The organism is Alcanivorax sp. NBRC 101098 (assembly GCF_001010505.1).
In the GTDB taxonomy this organism is placed as follows: domain Bacteria; phylum Pseudomonadota; class Gammaproteobacteria; order Pseudomonadales; family Alcanivoracaceae; genus Alcanivorax; species Alcanivorax borkumensis.
Genome location: NZ_AP014613.1, coordinates 2,070,574 through 2,094,900 on the forward strand (window position 1 = coordinate 2,070,574; position 24,327 = coordinate 2,094,900).

The following is a 24,327-nucleotide window of genomic DNA, read 5'->3' on the forward strand; positions in this document are numbered from 1 at the left end:
TGAAAACGCCCCGCCCATGCGGAGCGTTTTCATTTTGCCAACAACCTAAAGCCTGAAGAGAATGAAGCACGCATTATTCCAGCATTCGATTATTTAAATGCTCTCGCGTGTAAGGCGCGGCTCTTTTGTGGCACCAAGCCGCGCTCTCCCTTAATCTAACTCCTTTCGCATACACACAAGTCAGGCAAGGAATATCCATGCAAAACGGGCTGATGGTGCTGCACGGCAACCGTCTGGAAACCCTCACCGAGCTGGTGGCCGACTGGTTGCAGCGCGAACCACTGTCACCGCTGGAAACGGAAACCTTTCTGGTGCAGTCCAACGGCATGGCGCAGTGGCTGAAACTGCAGCTGGCGGATGCACTCGGCATCAGCGCCGGTTTCCAGTTCCAGATGCCAGCCCGATTCCTGTGGGGGGCCTATCGCACCGTGCTGGGTGAAGACCAGGTACCGCGCACGTCCCCGTTCGACAAATCCCGCCTGCTGTGGCGGCTGTACCGGTTGCTGCCCACCCTGCTCAATAGCGAACACTTCGGCCCGCTACGCCACTTTCTTGCCGACGATGTGGATGGCCGCAAACGCCACCAACTGGCCGAGCGACTGGCGGATTTGTTCGATGCCTATCAAATGTACCGGGCAGATTGGTTGGACGACTGGGAAAACGGCAACGACCGCCTGCGTAAAGACCAGGATCGGGATACCTTCGTTGAATTTCCCACCAGTCAGTTATGGCAGGCCCACCTATGGCGTGCCCTGCTGGCAGACATGGATTCCAGTAAACGGGGCCTCAGCCGCAGCGCCATTCACAGGGATTTCATCGCCGCGCTCACTCTGCAAAAGGAACAAGGCACGTCACCTGCGGGCCTGCCACGCCGGCTGATTATCTTCGGCATTAGCGCTCTGCCCCAGCAGGCTCTGGAAGCGCTGGCCGCGCTTAGCCAGCATTGCCAAATACTGATGCTGGTACAAAATCCCTGTCAGCATTACTGGGCGGATATCGTCGAAGATAAACAACTGCTGCGCCGCCAACTGGACAACCGCAAGCGGCATGTGACCACCATGCCGGAAAACCGGGTTAATCCATTATTGGCCGCCTGGGGCAAACAGGGGCGGGACTTTATCGGCCTGCTCTACGATCACGACGATCCGGACAGCTATCGCAGCGTCTTTCACAATCAGATTGACCTGTTTGAAGCCATTGAGCCACAGAGCGTGCTGCAACAATTGCAGCAGGATATTCTCGACCTGGAACCCCTGCCCAAACCGGATCAACGTCCGCCACTGAGAGCCGGTAGCGCGTCACCCGCTGATGGCTCACTCAGTTTCCGCATCGCCCACAGTGCTCAACGGGAAGTGGAAATTCTTCAGGACGCATTGCTGGATCGCTTCAGCACCGACCCCACCCTGCAGCCCCGCGACGTGATCGTGATGGTGCCGGATATCGAGGTCTACGCCCCGCACATTGAGGCCGTATTCGGCCGGCTGGAACGGGACGATCCGCGCTATCTGCCCTACACCCTCAGCGACCGCAGCGCCGGTGCGGCCTCGCCGTTGGCACAGGCCGTCGAGTCTCTGCTACACCTGCCACAATGGCGCTTCACCGCCACCAACATTCTCGACCTGCTGGATGTACCCGCCGTACGCGAACGCTTCGGCATCGACGAAAGCGATCTGCCACAACTGGCCCGCTGGATCGATCAGGCGCGGATTCGCTGGGGGCTCAACAGCCCGCAACGCAAAACCCTGGATGTCCCTGGCTTCGAACAAAACAGCTGGGCCTTCGGCCTGAAACGGATGCTGGCCGGCTACCTGCTCGGCGACGGCCCGGCCTGGATGGGCATTGAACCCCTGGACGAAGTCGCTGGTCTGGGCGCCGAACTGGCCGGCCGATTATCCAGACTGCTCGACACCCTGGAATATCACTGGCAACAATCGCGCGAGGACACCAGTGCCCGGCACTGGCAACAACGGTTTACCGCCCTCTTCGATGATCTTTTCAACCCCGTGGACGAAGCGGACCAAACCCTGGATGCAAGCCTGCGCGATGCCCTTAACGACTGGCTGGCCGCTTGCGCCGAAGCCGACTTCGACAGCCTCCTGCCTCTCACCGTGGCCCGCCGCCCCCTGCTCGATGCCCTCAATGCCGAGAGCATGTCACAGCGCTTCATGGCCGGGCGTATTAACATCTGCACCCTGATGCCCATGCGCGCCATTCCCTTTCGCCATGTCTGTCTGCTGGGAATGAAAGACGGCGACTACCCGCGCCAACAGCAACCCATGGACTTTGATTTAATGCGGCAATGGGGTAACTACCGCCCAGGGGATCGTTCCCGCCGCGACGACGACCGCTACCTGTTTCTGGAAGCCCTGCTCAGTGCCCGCGACAGCCTCTACATTAGCTGGACAGGCCGCAACGTCCGCGACAACAGTGAACGCCCGCCCTCGGTACTGGTGGCACAACTACGCGATCACATTAATCAACGTTGGCACACCGATCAGGGCGAACCGGTGGACGCCCTCACCGTGTCGCATCCGCTGCAACCGTTCAGCGCCCGTTATTTTTATTCGGCCAACGACGCCAGTGCAGCCAACAACGCCGACGCCCACATCCTGCACACCTACGCCAACGAATGGCGCGCCCTCCACGAGGAGCAAACGCACAGGGTCGACAATGATCAGCCCTTGCCGCCACTGGAAAATAACGAGCCCATTTCCTGCGCCGCCCTGGGGCGTTTTCTCAAACAACCCGTGGCCCATTTTTTCGAGCAGCGCTTAAAGGCGCGCCTGAAACAACAGCGCCAAGTGCTGGATGACAGCGAACCGTTTTCATTCGATGGACTGCAACGTTTCCAGTTACAGGATCAGTTGCTTAATGAAGCGCTGCGCGCCGGCCCGGAACATGCCAATGACGCCATGCGCGTAGCCATGGACCGTCTCGCTGGCAGCGGCGACCTACCCCTGGCGCCCTTTGACGAGGGCAACCGCGACAGCCTGTTGTTGCCGCTCACGCAGCCACTGGAACACTACTTTACGCTGCTGGCCGACAGCGGAACCTTGCAACCACAGCAGGAAATTCGCCTCACCGCCGGCCCCTTACAAATCGAAGATTGGCTCACTGATTTGCGTGGCTCTAGCGCCAACGCCCAACGGTTGGTGCTGCACACCGGCAAGTTAAAAGAGCGATTCGACAAACTGACTCGGGACTGGACCTTGCACCTGGCCGCCTGCGCCGCCGGGCTGCCGTTGACCACGCATATCCAAGGTCAGGACGGGCGCTTTAGCCTGCCCCACATTCATCGCAGCGACGCCCAGCAATGCCTGGATCAGCTAGGTTACGCCTGGCAGAAGGCGTTATGCGAACCCCTGCCCGTGGCCTGCGCCACCGCCTTCGCCTGGCTAAAAGGGGAAGAAAAAGACAACGGTGAGAACGAAGCACGCAAGGTGTTTGAGTCCGGTTTTATGCATACCGGCGAACAGGAAAAAGAACCGGCCATTGCCCGCGCCTGGGCCGACTTCGACACCTTACTGGCCGCCTCCCATGGCGATGCCAACGCCTTCGAATACTGGACTGAACAACTCTATGCCCCGCTCTACCTGCATGCCCAGTGGCTCGAACCGGGGGATGACGCATGAACATTGAACGTCCGCTTCCGATTACCTTTCCGCTGCACGGCACCCGGCTGATCGAAGCCAGTGCCGGCACCGGCAAAACCTTTACCTTGGCCGCTCTTTATCTGCGCCTGGTACTGGGCCATGGAGGCGAAAACGGGTTTTCACGTCCGCTGCTGCCGCCGGAAATTCTCGTGGTCACATTCACCGAAGCCGCCACCGAAGAACTGCGTGAACGCATCCGCGACCGCTTGGCTGATGCCGCGCGCATTTTTGCCGACCCCCACGCTGAAGCCGACGATCCAGTGCTGGCGGCACTGCTTAGCGATTACAGTGAAAACGAACAACGCACCAGCTGCGCCCAGCGCCTGGATGCCGCCGCCCAGTGGATGGACGAAGCCGCAATCTACACCATCCACGGCTTCTGCAACCGCATGCTCAAACAGCACGCCTTCGACTCGGGCAGCTTGTTCAGCCTGGAATTGCAGGAAGACGCCAGCGAAGAGCAGCAACTGGCTGCTCGAGATTACTGGCGCTCGGTGATTAGCCAATTTCCAGTAAGCGCGGCCAATGCCCTGCAAAACGAGAACTTGGGCAACCCGGACGCCTTGCTGGGAGCCTGTCGGCCGTTACTGGGATTGAAAGAAGCCGACCCGTCAGCGTTACCGCAAAGCGTGGCTCACTGGCTGAACCAAACCGGCCCGCAAGAGGAACGGGACCAGCAGGCCCGCCAGCAACTGGCCCACGAACTGCCTGACTTTCTTGAATGGGTACGCGCCGCTCGCGACAACAAATGGCTAAACGGCAATAGCTACCGCACCACCAGCCTGCCCGGCATGCTGCATACGCTGCAGCGCTATGCCAATGGCGAACGGCTCAACGGCAAGGCCTATGACACCCTGGCCAAGTTTTCCCACGAAGGCATGAAGCTCACCAAGGCTGGTCAAGAGCACCGCCCGAGCTTTGCCTTTTGCCAACAACTGGATGCGGTAATGGAAGGCCGGGCGAACAGCGCACTGCCCCGCACCGAGCTGCTCACCCATGCCGCCGCCTGGATCGACCAGCGCGTGGATCAAGTACGCCGGCAAACGGCCACCATGGGCTTCGACGATATGCTCAGCCGCCTGCACGACGCCTTGAAGGGCGGTAATGGCGAACGGCTTGCCCAGGTCATCCGCGATCAATTTCCGGTGGCATTGATCGACGAATTTCAGGATACCGACCCGACCCAGTACGGCATTTTTTCCGCCCTTTATGAAGGGCAGCAAAGCACCGGCTGGTTTATGATCGGCGACCCCAAGCAAGCCATCTATGCCTTCCGAGGCGCCGACGTTTTCACCTACCTGAAAGCGCGCCAGGCCACCGAAGGCAACCACTACACGCTGGACACCAACTTCCGCTCTTCTCGCACTATGGTGAAGGCGGTGAACCATCTATTCCACTACAGCCAGAGCACCTTTGGCGATGTGTTCATGATGGACAACGCCATCCCCTTCAAAGCCGTGAAAGCCAATGGCCGCAAGGATGTTCTGTTGATCGACAAGACAGAACAATCCGGCATTACCCTGTGGGTAGACGACAAGGAAAAACCCGTCAGTGCCGGCCAGTACCGTGACGAACAGGCCGCACGCTGCGCCAGTGAAATTACGCACCTGCTTAATGGTGCGGTCAACGGCGTTACCGGATTTCAGAAAGGCGACACCTTCCGGCCCTTGCACCCCAACGACATCGCCATTCTGGTGCGCGACCGCACCGAAGCCAAAGCCATCCGCGATGCGTTAATGCAACGCAATGTGCGCAGCGTTTATCTGTCCGATCAGGATTCCGTTTTCGCCCAGCCCGAAGCCCATGATCTGCTGCTGATTCTGCACGCCTGCGCGGCCCCGGAATCCGACACTCGAGTACGCAGTGCCCTTGCCTGCGCCGTGCTGGATCTGGCCTACGCGGAGCTGGATGCCCTCAACCAGGATGAAGTGCGCTGGGAAGAAACCGTAGAGCAGTTCCACGGCTACCGGCAGCAATGGCAAAACCAGGGCGTGCTGCCCATGTTGCGCAGCCTGCTGATGGATTTCCATGTGCCCGCCCGGCTTAGCCAAAACCTGGACGGTGAGCGTGCCCTGACTAACCTGCTGCACCTGGCCGAACTGTTACAGCAAGCCGCTACACAATTGGATGGCGAGCAATCCTTGATTCGTTATCTGGAAGACACCGTAGAAACTACGGTCGAAGCAGGCCGTGGCAGCAGCAAGGAAAGCATCCTGCGCTTGGAAAGTGACAACGACCGGGTAAAAGTCATCACCATTCACAAATCTAAAGGGCTGGAATACCCGCTGGTGTATCTGCCTTTTATTTGTAGCTTCCGCCCGGCGGACAAAAGCAAACCACCCCTGCGTTACCACGAGAACGATCATCTCAATGTATCGCTGGAACCGGACGACACAATACAAGGCAAGGCGGATCACGAGCGCCTCGCCGAAGACATGCGCCTGCTCTATGTGGCACTGACCCGCGCCTGCCACCACTGCACGCTGGGGCTGGCCCCCTATATCAAAGGCCGGGGTAAACAGAACCAATTGGAAAAAAGCGCCATCGGCCGGTTACTGTTCGGCAACGGCGTGGCCAACGATGGCTTGAGCGCCGCCCTTGCCCCCGTCGCAAACGATGCCGTCAACATCATTAAGGCACCGCACAGCAACACCGAATCGTATCAGCCTCAAGCGCAATCACAGACCCTGCGCCCGCCCTTGATACCTGCGCCCCGCCAACGGCAACCCTGGTGGATTGCCAGCTACAGCGCGCTCAAACAGGTGCAGGAAACCTTAGCACCCGCGGACCCGCGCGGGGATCAATTGGCAGAACAACAGGACGAACAACCCGCCGCGGATGTGGAACCGTTAGCCGATACCATCCACGCTTTCCCACGCGGCGCAGCGCCGGGCACGCTGCTGCATGATGTGCTTGAGCAGGCCGCCAACCAGCGCTTCCAACAAACCCTGGCCGACCCCATGGACTTTGAAACCAGCGTGGAAGAAAAACTCCAGGCCCGGGGCTGGCAGGATTACACCGATGTCATCCGCCATTGGTGGAAGCAGGCGGTCACCACTGCGCTGCCATTAAGCGAAGGAACCGTCTCTCTCGATACCCTGCACACCTATGTGCCGGAGCTGGAATTCCTGTTTCCTGCCCATCGAGTCAACGTGGCCGACATGGACACCCTAATCCGCCAGCACGTTCACCCACAACATATTGCCCCGCACTACCCGCGCCCAAAACTGGAAGCCGACACCCTCAATGGCATGCTCAAGGGCTTTATCGACCTGGTGTTCGAACACGAGGGCAAATACTACGTGCTCGACTACAAATCCAACTGGCTGGGCGTAGACGACAGCGCCTATACCCTGGATGCCATGACCGCCGCGGTGCTGGAAAAACGCTACGAAGTGCAATACGTGCTTTATCTGCTGGCCCTGCATCGCCTGCTAAAAAGCCGCCTACCGAATTACCACCCGGACCAGCACCTGGGCGGCGCGGTTTATGTGTTTCTGCGTGGTTTACAAGGCCCGGCGGCGGGTACCGTATTCGATCGACCGGATAGCGAACTGATCGAAGCGCTGGATGTCATGTTTGGGGGTGAGGAATGAGGGAAAAGTTGAAAGTTCAACGTTCAGAAATGCGAACGCACTCTGCTGTCACTGCAATGCCGTGCCCGCGCACCACACACAAATCGCAACATAGAGCCTGCTCAACAGGCTCGAGTCCTTTTCGCGTTCCAACGATCAACGTTCAACCTCCCACCGGGTTGGAGGCATCCTATGCAAGCTGACCTGTTCTCCGCCCTCACCTGGGAAGACGCGCTAATCCTGCTGCGCGACAACAATTTGCTGCGCGATCTGGACGTGGCCATTGCCCGTTTCCTGAAACAACAATGCCCGCAAGCAAGCTACGAGGTGTTATTACTCGCCGCCTTCACCAGCAACCAGCAAGCCAGTGGCCACCTGTGTCTGGATCTAAAAAACCGCGCGTTAGCCACCCAGCTTTGGGGCAGCAGCCCGCCGCCGGAGCTGGTCGCCCTGTTACCCGGCGAGCCCAATAACTGGCTCCATGAACTGCAGCAAAGCACCTTGGTCAGCCAAAACGGCAGCACACCATTGGTACTGGACGGCAGCCGCCTTTACCTGCGCCGCAACTGGGCCCGGGAGGTGGCCGTGGCCGACGCCATCGAGCAAAAACTGGCCACCGTCAATCCACTGCCTGAAGCCCCCCTGCGCGAAGCCCTGGCCAAATTATTTCCCGGTTCCGACAACCACACCGACTGGCAACAGGTGGCTTGTGCTTTGGCCAGCCGCAGCGGGATCAGCATCATTACCGGCGGCCCCGGCACCGGCAAAACCACCACAGTGGTACGCTTGTTAGGCCTGCTGCAAAGCCTGGCAATGGCCGATAACCAGCGCCTGCGTATTCGTCTCGCCGCTCCCACCGGCAAGGCTGCGGCACGGCTCACCGAATCCATCGGTGAGCAGGTAGGAAAACTCCACGTGGACGCCACCGTGCGCGATGCCATTCCCACCGAAGTGACCACACTGCACCGCCTGCTCGGCACCCGGCCAGACAGCCGTCACTTTCGCCATCATGGGGATAATCCACTGCACGCAGATCTGGTGGTGGTGGATGAAGCCAGCATGATCGACATGGACATGATGGCTTGCCTGTTGGAAGCCCTGAGCCCACACACCCGGTTGATTCTACTCGGCGATAAGGACCAACTGGCCAGCGTGGAAGCCGGTGCCGTGATGGGTGACTTGTGCCGTCATGCCCACGAAGGTCGCTACAAGCAACGTACTCTCGACTTCGTTAACAATACCTGTGGCGCGGATATCAGTGACTATCAGGAGACAGACCAGAACCCAGGCAACGCCCTAGCGCAACAAACCGCCATGTTGCGCACCAACTGGCGCTCCAAGGACAGCCCCGGCATCGGCGAACTGGCGCGGGCAGTAAACGAAGAAAACCTGCCGCAGGTGCGCAAGAGCTTTCAACGCTACCCGGACAGCCTGTACCACCAACACCTGAGCAGCGATAGCCAGCAACTGGAAACCCTGCTACTCAACGGCAGTAATGGTCACACAGGCCTGCGAGCACTGTTTAGCGCGGTGGCAACACCACCTGCACAGCGACACGATTTCGATGATTGGGCCGCCGGCCTGCTCAAACAGCTCACCCACCAGCAACTGCTCAGCGGCCTGCGCAGCGGTCCTTTCGGGGTAGAACAACTCAATCAACGCATCACCCACCACCTACAACAACAGGACCTGGCGCCGGAACGGGAATGGTACCCCGGTCGCCCGGTGATGATGACGCGCAACGATTATCAGCTGGGGTTAATGAATGGCGATGTGGGGCTGACGCTGCCCTTACTTGAGACTAGGAAGGGTACCGCGGAGCTGCTGTTAAGAGTGGCGTTCCAGTTGCCGGACGGGCGCATCAAGTGGGTATTACCCAGCCGCCTGGACGGGGTAGAAACCGTCTACGCCATGACCGTGCACAAATCCCAAGGCTCGGAATTCAAGCATACCCTGCTGGTATTACCCGATGCCCCCCACCCCCTGCTTACCCGAGAGTTAATCTACACTGCCGTCACCCGGGCTCGGGATCGCTTCACCTTGCTGGAATTCGGCAAATCGGCCGTGCTGGACAGTGCGGTGAAAAAGCGGACTTGGCGGGCATCGGGGTTAGCAGAGAGGTTGAGTTAAAAGTGTAACGTTCAACGTTGAAAACGTGCGGCAGGCGCATAACGCCATAAAAAAACGGGATGCAGAAGCATCCCGTTTTTCTTTCTCAAACCACGCGGTTATTTAAACTGCGCTTCTTTCTCTTTTGTTTCCACGATGATGTCCGCGCGACGGTTCTTGGCACGGCCTTCAGAGGTGCTGTTGTCACCCACCGGCTTGGTTTCACCAAACCCTTGCGTCGTGATCTTGTCAGCGTTAACCGAGAAGTCTTTCATCAGGCGATCTTTCACCGATTCGGCGCGACGCTCAGAAAGATCCTGGTTGTAATCCGCCGGTCCGGTGTTATCAGCATGGCCTTCAATGCGGATACGTCCTTGCTCACCCTCATTCAAACGGTCAGCAACGCCACGAATTTCATCGCTGAACTGGCCCTGAATTGTATCGCGATCGAATCCGAAGTAGATCACCGAAGTCTCACGGCGTTCCATTGACTCATAGACTTGACAACCGTCGGCATCTACCACTGCACCGGAAGCGGTATTTGGGCAACGATCCTTATCGTCATTAACACCATCACCATCGGTATCACCGGTCACGACTTCAGCAGGGTTCGCAGCAACCACTTCATCGTCACGGCTATCGCTATCTTCGTCGCTGATGCCAAATGCCAGATTGATGCCAAAATACAACTGGCCTTCCCAGTATTCCCGGTCCTGGCTATAAGCATGGCGGGTACCAAAATCCAGAATCACGTGCTTGAAGAAGGCTCGCTGCACACCCAATTCCACACCGGTCATCAGCTCGTCGTTTTCGTCACTGTTAGGTCTATTCAGGCTTTCAATCAACTGCTCGCCCACATTGATACCGGCATAAGGTTCGAAACCGAGCAGGCCATGGTCATTAAAGTGGTAACGGCCACTGACGAAATAATTTTTTATATCCAAGCGACGGCCAGAGGTGTATTTGCTCTCTGCGTCTCCGTCTACTTCTTCATACCAGCCCTGTATAGACCAGTTTTCAGCAAAGCGCCAGCCTAGCTGGGCACCATAAAACGGCACATCATCCAAACCATCAACGCCGTTACCGATTACATCATTGTCGTAAAAATTGTAGTAGCTGGCGTGTCCACCAATGTAACCGTATTGGTCTGGGACATTTTCTCCAGCCAAAGCAAAGGGGCTAATCAACAGCGGCATAGCAGCCGTCATGCGCAAAAAAATTTTCATGGCAGTGTCTTTTCCCATTGTTCCCAAGTTTATTCAGTGAATTTAAACACTGGAAAGGGGAACGATAAGCCATCCAAGTAGAGAGAAGACACCAACTTTACTGAAAATCAACCCTTTGCAATCAATAAGTTACATAAAATTAAGCAAAAAAACATTAGATGGTACTAACGCCCCAATACTTTAGTGTATTTTTCATCAAAATTATTTTTCTACCCACTGTCCATCGGGTGTTTTTACGTATTGCCCTGGTCTCGTTTTATCGATGGCTTTTTGCCCTGCCAGCCTCGCCACCTGATCTAGGGTAATGCCGTTCTTTTTGGCAATTCGCTCGTAGGCATTTCTGCGTTTCTGATTGATATCCGCAGCCAGCTCCACCGCAGCCGGTGTAGCTTTAACGACTCCCAGATAACCATCCGTTTGCTCACCCACCAGCCCCTGGCTTTTCGCCTCACCTAGGTTCAGCGCAAACGCGGCCATGCTCATCAATAATGCCACCATGGCCAATGCAGGTTTTAACATTTTCATAACCCCTCCTTAGAACAGGTCGCTATCTTCGCTAAACAACTGATCAATATCCTTTTCCACCTTCAAGCGAATTTCATGATCAATTTTCACATTCAAGTTAATGGTGATGGGTTCTTCCGGCGCTTTCAGGGCCACCGTAGGCGTGCAAGCCGCCAACAGACACCCGGCCAACAACACCGTGCCCAGCCCGACTTGTTTCATCATTGATTCTCCGTGCGCAGTTGTTCGGTGATTTCATCGCCGATACGCAAGCTACGCATCAGCGCCAACATGTTTTCTTGGTGCGTGTAGTTAAACACCACCGGCAGATTATTTCTCTGTGGGTTTTCGCCTTTGATGGTAATCTTCGCATCCAGCCAACCGGCTTTATTCATCCCCATGCGAGCCTGAAAATCGCTAATCAGCAAGGTACTAAGGCTATCCAGCGCCAGCTTCACCGCCTGATTCGACTCCGCCATGCTTTGTACGCTGGACGAATCAGGAATGATCAACGACAGCGGCCCCTCGTTAGCCAGCCGCCCCTGCTCGATAACCATAAAATCCTCACCCAGTTGCAGCGGAACATACCCCCCTACTCGCCCGGCCAGCAACACTGGCGACGGGTTCTGCAACGCCGCGACTTGGGCTAGATCAATGCGACTGATCACTACCGGCTGAGGCCGAGCAGAGGGCCAGTCCAGCGACGGAGAGCGCAAATAACCACCGAGCAGATTCGCGCGAAGATCGGTAACATTCCACTGTGACAGGTCACTCTTCACGGTTAACGCCAGGTCGGTCATTGGCGTACCGATATCCAGAGTGTGCACCGTCACCGGCCCCGTGCTGCTGATCTGAATATCACCGTCATGGTATTCACCATGGATCTCAGCCGCAGCACCACGAGCGGTGACGCTGCCCCAGTCCAAGTCTGTCTCGGTGAGAGTAATATCGCCACTGGCTTTCAGCGTTTTTCCCCATTGCCAGTGACCACGCCCTTCCAGCTGCCCTTGCCGTGGGGTGACGTCCAAACCGACGCCCATGGCAGGGCTCAGCGCGCTACGCAGCGCCATCGCCCCTTTCGCCCCCCCGTTACCATCAAGCGTGGCGTTGGCCCACAGGTCACTTTGCCACTCGCTAACCGTTAACCGGCTCTGAATCTGGTCGCCTTCCACCGTCGCGGTTCCCGATATCGGCGGCAAACGCCAGCGTGCCGCCAGCAAGCCCTCACTGTGGATGGCCAGGTCGCCGCTGATGCCCTGTTCATTGATCCGCAACGGCCCCGTTGCACTCAACGATAAAGGCCGGATCAAGACCTGCCCGATCAAACCTTCAGAGATTGATGCCTGGCTCCCCGCCGCCACGCTGACAGTGCCATCCACCAGCGACCAAGGCGCCTTAACCGCCACCTGCCCACCCTGTTCAAACTGCGGCAAGACGGTGTTTGCCTGCAAGGTGCCGGCCCAACCGGCACCAGACTGGGCAAACGCCAGGCTACCCTCTAGCGGGTAACCGGACAGACTACCAGCCACGCTAGCCTCGGCACCGTATGGCGCCTGTTGCAAGGTATCCACGGGCAACCGAAAGGTCAGCTGGTCACTCCCTTGTCGTGCGCTCAGCGTGAGTGGAGCCCCCTCCAGGCCGTGGCTACCGACCACGCCTTGCCAGGCCCCTTGCCACTGGTATCCCTGCCATTGGCCATGCAAGGCCACATCGCCAGCCCACTGCCACTCTATCGCTGCCAGCGCATCGTCGTCTGCCAGTGCCCACTGAACCTCACTGGCACCGGTGGTTACTTTCAATCCTTGGTAGCCCAACGCCAACGGCAACGCTGTGACCCCAGAACGGGCCATGGGTATCTGCAAGGGCTCCTGCCACTGGGCAGTGACTGCTTGCGGCAAAGTCAGGGAGGCGGGCTCAAGCACCAGCAGCCGATCCTGCCAGTAAAACGCCACTTCTCCCTCCAGGCTTTCGCCCTGCAATCGCAGCATTCCCCGCCCATTTTCAATCGCCTGAGGCGAGTCTGCGCCATCTTTTGGTTCACAGTTTTCGGGTGGCACGCAGTGAGTGGCTGCCTGCAACGTCACGGTGCCAAGCGGGCCGGCCAACGCCAGCGCCACTTTTGCCCGAGCTAATGCCACGCCATTGCCGGAAACACTAAGAGGCTCTGCGGCCGTCAGCTGCCAGTCACTATTCAGCGCTAACGGCTGGGACAGGCCCGCCTCCAACTGCCACTGGGCACCTTGAAACTGAGCCTGCGCCAGCAGGTCCGCCCGTTGTGCTTGCGACACTGGCCCGGCCGAATCAAGATCCAGCTGTATTTCCCCAGCGGGTTCGCCCAGCCAAGCCCCTTGGCCACGCCATTGCCAATGGCCCTGCCAGTCCGGTAATACTGCGTTTAACGCTCCCTCACCGCTGGCCTCCCAAGCCCCGCTGGCTCGCTGATACTGCGCCTGTAGCGCCACGTGCGGGGCGGAGGCTTGCAGCTGCCAATGCTGCGCCTGCTGGTGGAGTGTCAGCATCATTACCGGAAGGGGATAATCCATCACGCCGGCCAAATCCAGTTCGACAACGTCTAGATGGAAAGGGGGCGCCCAGGGAAGCCCGTCAGCAAAGGGGCTAGCCGACGTCTGCGCAGAATCACTTTTCGCACAGTGATATAACGCTAGCGTCTGCTGCGTCACGTTCAGCGGCCAAACGCTCTCAATGCTCAGGTCGGTACCTTTTGCGGCCACACAGTCGTCGCGCACAACACGCCACTGGCCCAGCGTCAGGCCGTGCTGCCACCCCGGCTCACTGACGCGTATTCCTGCGCTATAGGCCCAGCCTACCGCCACCAGAATCAGCAGCAGTAAGATAACCAGCAATAACAACAAGCCAGCGCCTAGTGGGCGAAGCATGCGTGAGGAGAGTCGAACCATAATGGTTAGAGGGCCGCCAGCGTAATTGGTTCGATGGTGGCGCTTTCCTGCCGATTTACAAACTTCAATGCAATGTAACTCAACAGCATCGCCTGCAGGCTGTTGGCGATCACCTCGCCGCCAAGGGTTGTGCGCTTAGCCCCAATACTATTAGCAGCATCAATGTGCCTTGTAACCGGGAGTGATAAAGACGCCTTCACCCTTTTCAGGCAAATCGGGAAAATCCAAAATAGCGCAGAAAGCCCACGAGCTTTTCAAAAGCACGCATTAAGAATGGCTTGGCAATGTTAATAGCCCGCAGGGCCCAGCCCCAAGCAACCGGCAATACTCCCCCGCTCAGCTGGTTTATACTGCCGTTTCATTCAATACAAACGATACGGCGCCCCATGAGCATCAACTGGTTCCCCGGCCACATGAACAAGGCCATCCGCGAAATTCGCGACATTCTCCCCAAGGTGGACCTGGTCATCGAAGTGGTAGACGCCCGCTTACCCTATAGCAGTGCCAACCCGGTAATCGAACAATTTCGCGCCGACAAGCCCTGCCTGAAACTGCTCAGCAAAAGCGACCTGGCCGATCCCGCCATTACTCAACAATGGCTGGCTCATCTTGAACAAGATCCAACCGTCCGCGCCCTGGCCATCACCACCGAAAAGCCGGAACAGATCCGCAAGCTGCTAGACACCGCCCTGAAAATGGCCGGCAAGCGCGAAGACCGGGCCACCAGCGTCACGGCCCTGATCACCGGCATTCCTAACGTGGGCAAATCCACCCTGATCAATAATCTGGCCAGCCGTATCATTGCCAAGGCAGGTAACGAGCCCGCCGTCACCCAGCGCCAACAGCGCATCGACCTGCGCAACGGCCTGATCCTGATCGACTCCCCCGGCATCCTTTGGCCTAAAATTGAAAACCCGGACAGCGGCTACCGCCTGGCCCTCTCCGGCGCCATCAAAGCCACCGCCATGCAAGAAGACGACGTAGCCTTGTTTGCCGCCGAGTATTTCATGCAAGCCTATCCAGAATTAATGAAGGAGCGTTTCAAACTCGACACGCTGCCCGATGAAGGCGTGCCGTTTCTGGAAACCATCGGCAAGCAACGCGGCTGTATCGGCAAAGGCGGACACGTGGACTTCGACCGCACCGCCGCCCTGCTCATCAACGAATACCGCAGCGGCAAACTCGGCCCCATCACCCTGGAAACCCCGGCCATGGCCGAGAAAGAGCATGTGAAAGTGGCGGAGATACGCAGGCTAAAAGAAGAGGAAAAAGAGGCGAAGAAGAAAGCCAGGAAGGCGGCTTATAAGGCGAAGGGAAATAAAGGGAACTAGTCAGTAATCGGTGCACCAATAGATTTATCAAAAATGGCTACCAACCGCTGATACATCAGCGGCCAACGCAGAAAGAACGTTGGCCTCAAACTACTCTTTTCATCCACAGCGCTCCAACTGATCTCATAGCCCGCATTGACAATGATGAATTCAAACAACAGCCGCAGGGCACGGCCATTACCCTCACGGAAGGGATGCATCATGTTCAGTTTACCGAAAAGGGCTGCAAACTCGTCAATCAGTGCTTCGCGGAAAAGTCTTTCCAGCCAATTTTTTGCTTCCCGCTGAGTAAAGAGCTTGTCTGCTTCAGGAAAATGCGTGAAGTAGTGCAAAAACGCGTATCACCCTTGGCTTTTACCTGGCGTGTATGAGCAATCACCGCGGCCTTGCGAGAGGAGTGCTTTTTCACCGCACCTTCCTGCTGCACCACAAAACCTTTCAAGCGCAAGCTCGCAGCATAATTGGCTTGCCGTGTCTTGGCGAAAATGCCGACAGCTGTTTTATTTTTATATAAAACCGAATTTACTGATTATTTAGTATCCGCAGATTGGAGTATCTAATGCCAACAAGCCCCGAGCCTCAAAATTCGTGCCATAGGATGCCGATGCACTGGCAACAATGAAGTTAGGTAAATGCATCAACCTGACGCTTTTATCTAGTGAATTGTTGAGTTCCCTTTATGCTTAAATTGAACCTTTGCATCAATCATAGAGGGCATATTTTTATTATTCTCTTTCTCTTTTTTCCAACGCTTAGACAAATCTTTTTTCATTCTTTCAAAACCGTCTGCATACGCAGGGTACTTCTCAAGGAATCTGAGTGCAAAGCTGCCAACGATGAATATCCCAAATAGAATATCAACACTTCCAGAACGCGCCCTATCAAGACAGACGTATTGCTTTAGCCCAAACTCACTCATATCTTCGGAAAAATCTGAGAGATAACCAGCGATAATAGATTCGGCAATGAAATAGCTATCTACTATCTCAAGACTAACAACACCAAGCTTTTTTAGCTCAGCGAAACCATTCGCATAAAGCAGACCAGTGGTGTCTTGCTTGTATTCCTGATCCAGTCTGATAGAAATATCAGCCACCCTCACCGCACCAAGCATTAACGAAACCTCGCCAACCGTATGCAGAGTTCGACCGCCGATAACAATAGGCTCTTTCGTCTTACTCTTTACTTTTTCTACGGCCTGATACTTTTTGAAGTTCTCCGCCTGCTCGAAAATTTCCTTGTAAACCTCATCCCGATCCACTGGCGGATAGCCATATTCGGCTAGCACCAGGATCAGCCCGACTTTCAACCCAGCCTTGATGTCATCACGCTCGCTCCAGTCCGTGTACTTGGCCTTGTCATCCACCACCTCACGCACCGCCTTGGACAGCGCCACCAGCTTGTCTTCCGGGTAGGTGAAGTCGTATTTGACCGCCAGTTTCTTGAGGATGTCGTAGAAGGCCTTCTCTTCCAGGCTATCCATATCCCCCAAGTCGCCCTTTTCATCCTTGATCGCCTTGATCAGGTCGATGATTTCGGTGGAGAAATCTTCCAGTACATTGCTGACCAGAACGCTGTCTTCCTTGCGCTCGTTGTATTTATCCACCAGCGCCCGGAATTTATCTGAGAACTCGATGCCCTTGGTGCGGTTTACCTTGCGGAAGTCTTCGATGGCCTTGGCCAACAGCTTCTGCAGTAGCTTGATCTTGGTGTTGGGCAGCTTGATCTTCTCGATCTTGGCCAGGTAGTCATCATCGAACAGATCAACGCCTTCGGCGCTCTCGTCGTCGAGCTTGAAGACTTCTTCCACCCCATCCGCTTTCAGGGCCTCTGCCACCATTTCCCGCACTCTGGCATTCATCTGGGCTATATCCGGGGCATGGCCGCGGGTGAGCTTGAAGACGATGGAGCGTACCGCCAGATAGAAATGGATCAGGTCACGTTCGCTATGGGTGATCGACTCGGAACCAGAGCAGATGTCGTAGGCGGCCTTGAGGCGCTTCACCAGCGCCATGAAGCGCTTTTCGATCTTGTCGGTGAGCTGCACAAACTCCGCCGCCCTATTCAGGCAATTGAGCTGCTCCAGCGGGCTGCCGTCGAAGTACGGCTTGGTATCGAATTGATGGAAGATCTTGCCGAGCAGATCCAGGTGGTCTTTCACCACCACCACGGACTGGGCGATCTCCTCGATATTCTGCTGGTCGGCCTTGTTGTAGTGGGCCAGCGCCAGATTCATCTGCTTCTTGATGCCGATGTAATCCACTACCAGGCCCTTGTCCTTGCCTTCAAACTTGCGGTTTACCCGCGAGATAGTCTGGATCAGGTTGTGGCGCTGTATCGGCTTGTCGATATAAATAGTATCCAGGAACGGCACATCAAAGCCGGTGAGCCACATGTCCACCACAATGGCGATCTTGAAGTTGGATTTGGGGTTCTTGAACTGTCGATCCAGCTCCTTGCGGTACTCCTGCGTGCCCAGCATTTCCCACAGCGCTTTCTCGTCATCCTTGCCGCGGGTCATGATCATCTTCACCCGCTCCATGGGCTTGATCTCTTTGCGCTCCTGCTCCGTCAGCTCTACCCCTTCCTCGCAGGCCAGCACCTCATTCCAGGCCGGACGCAGCGCCACCACTTCCTGCCAGAAGGCCCAGGCAATCTCACGGCTACTGCACACAAAAATGGCCTTACCCTTCACCGTGGAGCCTTCTTCCAGCCGCTTCTCGTAGTGATGAACAAAGTCGATGGCCAGCGCCTTGATGCGGTCCGGGTCGCCGAGAATGGCGGCCATGCTGCTACTGCTCTTCTTGCTTTCCTCAATGTGGTAATCGCTGGCGCCGTCTTCGGCACACTGGTCGTAGTAGGCCTCAATCTCCTTGAGCTTCTCGTTATCCAGCACCACCTTGGCGGCACGGCCCTCGTACACGATGCGCACGGTGATCTCGTCCTTCACCGATTCGGTCATGGTGTAGCTGTCCACCACCTCACCGAACACATCCAGGGTGGCGTCGATGGGCGTACCGGTGAAGCCCACATAAGTGGCATTGGGCAGCGAGTCGTGCAGGTACTTGGCGAAGCCGTAGGTGCGTTTGACGCCCTTTTCCGTCACCCGCACCTTTTGGTCCAGATTTACCTGGCTACGGTGGGCCTCATCGGAAATACAGATCACATTGGTGCGGTCGGTGAGCAGCTCGGCGTCTTCGGTAAACTTGTGGATGGTGGTCAGGAACACCCCGCCACTGTTACGCCCCTTGAGTAGCTCACGCAGGTGCGCACGGCTTTCCACACTGAGCACCGCCTGATCGCCGATATAGCCCTTGGCATTGGTGAACTGCCCGGAAAGCTGGTCATCCAGATCGGTGCGGTCAGTAATCAGCACGATGGTCGGGCTCTCAAACGCCGCGCTCTTCATCAGCAGCCGGGTCAGGAACAGCATGGTGAAGCTCTTGCCGCAGCCGGTGGCACCAAAGTAGGTGCCGCCCTTGCCGTCACCCTCAGGTTTGCGGTGGCGCAGGATATTCTCGTAAAGCTTGGTGGCCGCGTAGAACTGCGGGTAGCGGCAGACGATCTTCTCCTGCTTGCGCGACACATCCGGGAAGAACACGAAGTGCCGGATAACCTGCCGCAACCGATCCCGGTCGAATAGCCCCTGGATCATGGTATGCAGGGAATCGATACCATCCTTGCCGATGGCCTCCTCCCCCGTCACCTTGCGCCAGGTGTAGAAAAACTCGTAGGGGGCAAACAGCGAGCCCAGGCGCGAATTCACCCCGTCACTGATCACACACAGCACGTTGTATTTCATCAGCTCGGGAATATCCCGGGCATAGCGGGTGGTCAGCTGGACATAGGCATCATGCAGGGTCGCTTCTTCGCGGATGGCGCTCTTTAGCTCGAACACCACCAGCGGCAGACCATTGATATAGAGAATCACATCCGGAATGCGCTTGACCTTCCCCTCAATCTCCAGCTGGTTCACCACTCGGTACAGGTTGCTGTCGCCATAACCGCCAGCACCGTCTGCCACCAGCGTTTCCACCTCGCCCTCTTTGGGCAGGCGCTGCAGCGGTAGGCCGCTGTAATCAATCAGCTGAACGTAGAGGTCTTTCTTGCTGCGATCTTCGCGCTTAAGCAGGAAGCCATCGGCCACCAGCTTCTGAATGGTCTTGTTGGAGTCGTACAGATCCTGAGGATTCAAAGCATCCAGGCGATTGATGATGCTGTCGATTTCACCGGGGGTGATGCCGTCCGCCGCGTAGCGGCTGGACAGGAACTGGCGCAGGTCATCCTTAATCAGCACTTCCGTGGTTGGCCGAAACAAGTCTGCACCCGAGGTGTATGGGAAGCCTTGCTCACCCAGCAGTGCGATAACAGCCTGTTCCAGTTTTGCTTCAGTAAAACTCATCCCTTCCTTTCCTCAAGCACGCATAGCTGCCGGCTCAACTTAGACCAACCGGTGGCGAGACCAACCATATCCCCACTTCATTCATCACCTCGATTTGCAATGAAATAAGCCACCCTATATTTTTCAATTAGTTACAGAGCACACACACTCCAGATTTAGATTAGCCCTGAAATGTGCTTTTCCTGCCCAAAGAACGCTCATGCTGCAATTATTGCGCCCTTATAACTAAAGACAATAACTAATAACTTGATACCCCCCCAAAAAATTGAGATTATCGCGTCGCCTCATTCACCATGAGTGAACAGAGCATACGAGCCCGTTATCAAAGCCATTGATAGCGGGTTCAGTCTTTTCTGGATAACCAAAAAGCATCACGCTCCTTTCTGAACGCCCTCTCCCTGCCTGACTTAACCACATAAGCGGTTTTAATCAAGAAATAGCCGTTACGCTTGGCAAGCACCACTGCAAACCTCTCTGTTTCATGCCATATCACCACATGCGTAGCTGTACCTCTGCGATTCTCCCACCAACACAGCGCATCACACGTTGTCGCATTCTGTATCATCCATGAAAACCAGCGGACTCGTTCGCAGCGGCGAAAATCTGGCGTTCTTTCCTCTTCTTTTTTTCCTTCAGAAATAAGGTGCCAGAAGCTGAACCCTTTGCCGTTCGTCTCAGGTCTGTATTGGCTCTTCACCGGCAAACCTTGGAATCTCAGGCGTCCATTGACAATCGTGTCCATGAAAATCTGGTAAATATGATTTTCATAATCTTCCCAAGGGTTAAACATTGGCTCCAGCTGGGGAAGTTCTGCAGCCATCAGCGCGCCTCCCAAACGAAGACATCAAACTTCTTCTCGGAAGGAAGCGTGCTACAGGTCAGGTTGATTCCGGAGCGCTGCCTGATACGTTCAATGACAGCAAGCTTTCCTGCATTTCCCTGCAAGCCGCGATGAACATACCCTAGCGCCCCAATGAACAAGTCCGTGAGTTGAAGCTGCTCCATCTCATGGGAGCGAACATGCTGTATGGTCTCAATCGCTGTGCGGTCGAAATCATAGTGAGCGTTATGGAGCACATCGCTCAGCGCATCCAGGCGCTCCCTACCTTGGGTATCCTTAATATCCAGGAAAATTCGGTAGCGGTCCTTGCTGGTAATAATGTTTCTCAACACATAGAAAAACATCTTGTAGTAAAAAAGGTCGTGATTCTGCCCAAACAATCCGTGGTTAAGCCTGGTCTTGTCGGGTATCACCACTCCCCTGAAGTGGAGATCTGGATTATCAAAGAAGTAATCAACCAGAGCGCAATAAAAGTCTTGCTTTGCCTGCGAAACCTTAGTCCATTTAATTTCGAAGTCAGATTTCAGACCATGTTTCACTTGGAGCTCACGGATGTCCCTAGCTATCTTTCTGCTCTTCACTTTCGAGCACCAGACCGCCCCCAGGACCATAGCCGGAATACCATCCCCCTCGAGATGGCATGACTCATCACAATAAACATTAAACACGTTGCTCATTGGGCAGCCTCGACATACGCTCGCTTGGCTTCGGGGAGTTGGATTTTTCCGGATAGCAGCTTTGGGAGTAACAAATCCCTTACATCTGATAAATATTGATTCTGGTCACTCAAGCAGCTTCTTCTTGAATTAAATGATTCAGATAATTTTCCAAAAAAATCTGCGATGACATCAGACGGCACGATCACTTTACAGGCACACACAACATTTCGGTTTACTCCCGGCACCGCAGAATCAGCCCCCATATTCTCAATTCTTAGCGTGGCCAGCATTCTATACAACCAATACAAAGGCATTTTCGACTTGTTCTTGACATAAAAAACCGTATCTATCGGGAAGAAGTCTTTTTCAACCCAATACAGTGAACCGACTGTACCTTTCCTCCCAACGATAATCCCCGGCGCATCTACAATTGCTTCATTGTGAAACCCCGACACTCCACCTGAACCGTATACAGGAACCTCACCAGGGATTCTGTTCTTTGCTGCGAGAGCTTTTCCGTAAGCCAACTCAAGCAGCTCTCCGACCTGCTTAACCTCCCACCCTTCCGGCACCCAGCCCATTTCCTCATTAAAGACAAAGCTGTCGGGGAAGAGGGCGCGGAGGTCGGCGGGGAGGGGTTGCAAGGGGGTGGCGGGGGCCGTTGTGCCCGATTGCGTGTGGGGGGCGGTTTGGGTTGGGTGTGTGTTATCCGTGGCGTTGGGGCTGCGGGTGTCCGCCGCAGAGGCAGCCAGCAGGGCGGCGCGCTTTTCGGCTCTGGCCTGCAATGGCTCGGGAATGGGATTGCCCGCCGCCAGGGCGTTGTCGATCACCGGATCAAAATCCACAAACCAGCTTTTGAACAGCGCCTGAGCCATGGACTCCAGGGTGGCGTTGATTTGGCGGTTTAGTTCGATTTTGTTATCAAGCGCAGAAAGCACAGATGCGATTTCCCTTTGCTCTTGTAGCTTAGGGATACGAATTGGGAATGACGGCAATTCCTTTAGCGCAATACGATCTACAGTCGCACCAGAATTTGTTCGCGCTACGATTTCGCGTTGAAAATCAGGACTAAGATAGGCAAACAAAAGGTAACTAGGATCCACCACCTCTTTGTTTGGCCTCAATAGCCCCATTCTTCTTCCAAGGCATGCCTTAATCCCACCAGGCATGAGCGCAGCCTCACCAAGCCTTGTTTCATACGAAAAAAGAACATCTCCTTCCTGAGGAGTTACTCTTTTGGTCCATTTTATATATTGCTCTTCACTAATATGGGCAGACTTAGACAGGTCTAGCTTTCCTTGCTCTAAGCTAGATATGCTAAGAAAATACGGGCCTTCTTCAATTTTCTTGGGCGTCGCATGAGGTCCGTCAAATACTTCAGCAATATCCCCGATGGTTGTCCAATCACCGGCCATAGCCCAAGCCCTCCAGATTGCTCTTTATCAAAGCATCCAACTTTTCCGCTTCTGCCATTTGCTCGAACAAGGTCTGAGTTAGAGCCTGCATCTTCTCCTCAAACAGCACCCCATCATCTTCCAGCTCCGCCGCCCCCACATAGCGCCCCGGCGTTAGCACATAATCATTGGCCTTGATGTCATCCAGCGTGGTCGCCTTACAGAAGCCGGGCACATCTTCATAGTCGCCATCTTTCTCTTCGCCACGCCAGGCATGGTAGGTGCGGGCAATCTCCCCAATGTCGTCGGTGGTGAGCTCCTTGTGGGTGCGGTCCACCATGGAGCCCATATTGCGGGCATCGATAAACAGGGTTTCGCCCTGGCGGTTGCGGTGGTTGCTGTCGCTGTGGCCGGGAATGGTTTCGGCTTTCTTGTTCTTGGTGAGGAACCAGAGGCACACGGGAATCTGGGTGGTGTAGAACAGCTGGCCCGGCAGGGCGATCATGCAATCCACCAGGTCATTCTCGATGAGCTTCTTGCGGATCTCGCCTTCACCTTTTGTGTTGGTGCTCATGGAGCCGTTAGCCAATACAAAGCCGGCCACGCCGCTCTCGCTGAGCTTGCTGACCATGTGCAGAATCCAGGCGTAGTTGGCGTTGCTGGTGGGCGGCACTTCGTAACCGGCCCAGCGTGGGTCGTTGGTGAGTTCATCCGGGCCGCGCCATGCTTTTAGATTGAAGGGCGGGTTGGCCATGATGAAGTCGGCCTTGAGGTCCGGGTGCTGATCCTTGAAGAAGGTATCCGCCGGCACATCACCGAAGTTGGCGGCAATGCCGCGGATGGCCAGGTTCATCTTGGCCAGCTTGTAGGTGGTGGCGGTTTGTTCCTGGCCGTAGATGGAGATGTCTTTCTTGTTGCCCTTGTGGCTTTCCACAAACTGCACGGACTGCACGAACATGCCGCCGGAGCCGCAGCAGGGGTCGTAGATCTTGCCGTGGTAGGGCTCGATCATTTCCGCCAGCAGGTTAACCACGCACTTGGGGGTATAGAACTCCCCGCCGCCCTTGCCTTCGGTGGCGGCGAATTTGCCGAGGAAGTATTCGTAGACGCGGCCAACGATGTCTTGCTCGCTCTTTGCGCGCTCTCCATTAACGCTGCCGGCACCCTCATCAATCAGGGTATCAATGTTGTTGATGGAGTCGATCAGCGCCGCCAGCTTGCTGGCATCCAGCCCCAGGCGGGAGAAGTAGTTGTCCGGCAGGGCACCGCGCAGGGATTTGTTGGTCTTCTCCACGGTGTGTAGGGCGGTGTCGATGCGCACAGCGATGTCATCCTGCTTCGCCTGCTTGCTGATGGTGCTCCAGCGGGCGTCTTCCGGCAGGTAAAAGACATTGTCCTTGGCGTAGAACTCCACCATGTCCACATAGTCTGCCATGTCCTCTTCCACCAGCTTCTGGCGCTGGGCCTCGAACTTGTCGCTGATGAACTTGAGGAAGATGAGGGAAAGCACCACATGCTTGTATTCAGAGGACTCCACCGAGCCACGGAGCTTGTCCGCGGTATCCCAGAGGGTTTGCTCGAAGGACTTGGTAGCCTTCTTGGCTGCTGCTTTTTTACGAGCAGGCTTCTTCTTTTCGGTGTCGCTACTCAATGTCATTTTCCTGTTTTTGCTGCCCGGCTTAGGCTAGGCATGCTCTGACGTTTGGCTGTCAATT

15 protein-coding genes and 1 pseudogene are annotated in these 24,327 nt (G+C 55.9%); 4 read left to right on the forward strand and 12 right to left on the reverse strand.

The genetic code is table 11. The annotated features are described in order from the left end of the window. Positions 1-197: 197 nt before the first annotated feature. The 3 genes from recC (at position 198) to recD (ending at position 9,358) form a co-directional block, all read left to right on the forward strand. A complete protein-coding gene (gene recC, locus AS19_RS09375) occupies positions 198-3,632 on the forward strand; it encodes an exodeoxyribonuclease V subunit gamma (RefSeq protein ID WP_046961993.1) in 3,435 nt (1,144 codons plus the stop codon). Further along, positions 3,629-7,249 (forward strand): exodeoxyribonuclease V subunit beta, encoded by a 3,621-nt coding sequence (gene recB, locus AS19_RS09380; protein WP_046961994.1) that lies wholly within the window; start codon positions 3,629-3,631, stop codon positions 7,247-7,249. Before recC ends, recB begins: the two co-directional genes overlap by 4 nt. Before the next feature lie 171 nt (positions 7,250-7,420). Beyond that, a complete protein-coding gene (recD, locus tag AS19_RS09385; protein ID WP_046961995.1) occupies positions 7,421-9,358 on the forward strand; it encodes an exodeoxyribonuclease V subunit alpha in 1,938 nt (645 codons plus the stop codon). A gap of 98 nt (positions 9,359-9,456) precedes the next feature. Here the strand turns inward: recD and AS19_RS09390 are convergent, their stop codons facing one another. The 4 genes from AS19_RS09390 to AS19_RS09405 all read right to left on the reverse strand — a co-directional run bounded on the left by AS19_RS09390 (position 9,457) and on the right by AS19_RS09405 (position 13,985). Continuing rightward, positions 9,457-10,563 carry an OmpA family protein gene (locus AS19_RS09390; protein ID WP_046961996.1) on the reverse strand — a complete coding sequence of 369 codons (1,107 nt, stop codon included), beginning with the start codon at positions 10,561-10,563 and terminating at the stop codon, positions 9,457-9,459. 201 nt (positions 10,564-10,764) lie between these two features. Continuing rightward, positions 10,765-11,088 (reverse strand): YdbL family protein, encoded by a 324-nt coding sequence (locus AS19_RS09395; protein ID WP_035461280.1) that lies wholly within the window; start codon positions 11,086-11,088, stop codon positions 10,765-10,767. A 9-nt stretch (positions 11,089-11,097) separates the two neighbouring features. Then, the gene (locus tag AS19_RS09400) at positions 11,098-11,292 is read right to left on the reverse strand and encodes a YnbE family lipoprotein (protein ID WP_011589103.1); all 195 of its coding nucleotides are present in this window, start codon (positions 11,290-11,292) and stop codon (positions 11,098-11,100) included. After that, on the reverse strand, positions 11,289-13,985 hold the full coding sequence (locus AS19_RS09405; protein ID WP_046961997.1) for a YdbH domain-containing protein: 2,697 nt from the start codon (positions 13,983-13,985) through the stop codon (positions 11,289-11,291). The genes AS19_RS09400 and AS19_RS09405 overlap by 4 nt, the downstream gene beginning before the upstream one ends. A 386-nt stretch (positions 13,986-14,371) precedes the next feature. Here AS19_RS09405 and ylqF point away from each other — a divergent pair, with 386 nt between their 5' ends. Continuing rightward, a complete protein-coding gene (gene ylqF, locus AS19_RS09410; RefSeq protein ID WP_046961998.1) occupies positions 14,372-15,316 on the forward strand; it encodes a ribosome biogenesis GTPase YlqF in 945 nt (314 codons plus the stop codon). Here ylqF and AS19_RS14240 read toward each other — a convergent pair. The 8 genes and pseudogenes from AS19_RS14240 to AS19_RS09440 all read right to left on the reverse strand — a co-directional run bounded on the left by AS19_RS14240 (position 15,313) and on the right by AS19_RS09440 (position 24,263). Next, a complete protein-coding gene (locus AS19_RS14240; protein WP_162488613.1) occupies positions 15,313-15,519 on the reverse strand; it encodes a Fic family protein in 207 nt (68 codons plus the stop codon). The genes ylqF and AS19_RS14240 overlap by 4 nt on opposite strands. Beyond that, positions 15,520-15,582: pseudogene (locus AS19_RS14325) on the reverse strand (hypothetical protein); the annotation flags it as partial. It abuts the gene before it with no gap. Further along, positions 15,555-15,803, reverse strand: coding sequence for a YhfG family protein (locus tag AS19_RS14170; protein WP_255346570.1), 249 nt, complete (start codon positions 15,801-15,803; stop codon positions 15,555-15,557). The gene AS19_RS14170 and the pseudogene AS19_RS14325, both read right to left, overlap by 28 nt. A 168-nt stretch (positions 15,804-15,971) precedes the next feature. Then, positions 15,972-19,718 carry a type I restriction endonuclease subunit R gene (locus tag AS19_RS09420; RefSeq protein WP_046961999.1) on the reverse strand — a complete coding sequence of 1,249 codons (3,747 nt, stop codon included), beginning with the start codon at positions 19,716-19,718 and terminating at the stop codon, positions 15,972-15,974. A 343-nt stretch (positions 19,719-20,061) separates the two neighbouring features. Further along, positions 20,062-20,538, reverse strand: a complete 477-nt coding sequence (locus AS19_RS09425) for a hypothetical protein (RefSeq protein ID WP_046962000.1) — start codon at positions 20,536-20,538, stop codon at positions 20,062-20,064. Beyond that, complete coding sequence (locus AS19_RS09430; RefSeq protein ID WP_046962001.1) at positions 20,538-21,236, reverse strand: DUF3800 domain-containing protein; 699 nt, start codon at positions 21,234-21,236, stop codon at positions 20,538-20,540. The genes AS19_RS09425 and AS19_RS09430 overlap by 1 nt, the downstream gene beginning before the upstream one ends. Further along, complete coding sequence (locus AS19_RS09435; protein WP_046962002.1) at positions 21,233-22,633, reverse strand: restriction endonuclease subunit S; 1,401 nt, start codon at positions 22,631-22,633, stop codon at positions 21,233-21,235. The genes AS19_RS09430 and AS19_RS09435 overlap by 4 nt, the downstream gene beginning before the upstream one ends. Continuing rightward, positions 22,623-24,263 (reverse strand): class I SAM-dependent DNA methyltransferase, encoded by a 1,641-nt coding sequence (locus tag AS19_RS09440; protein ID WP_035461391.1) that lies wholly within the window; start codon positions 24,261-24,263, stop codon positions 22,623-22,625. The genes AS19_RS09435 and AS19_RS09440 overlap by 11 nt, the downstream gene beginning before the upstream one ends. Between the last annotated feature and the right edge of the window lie 64 nt (positions 24,264-24,327).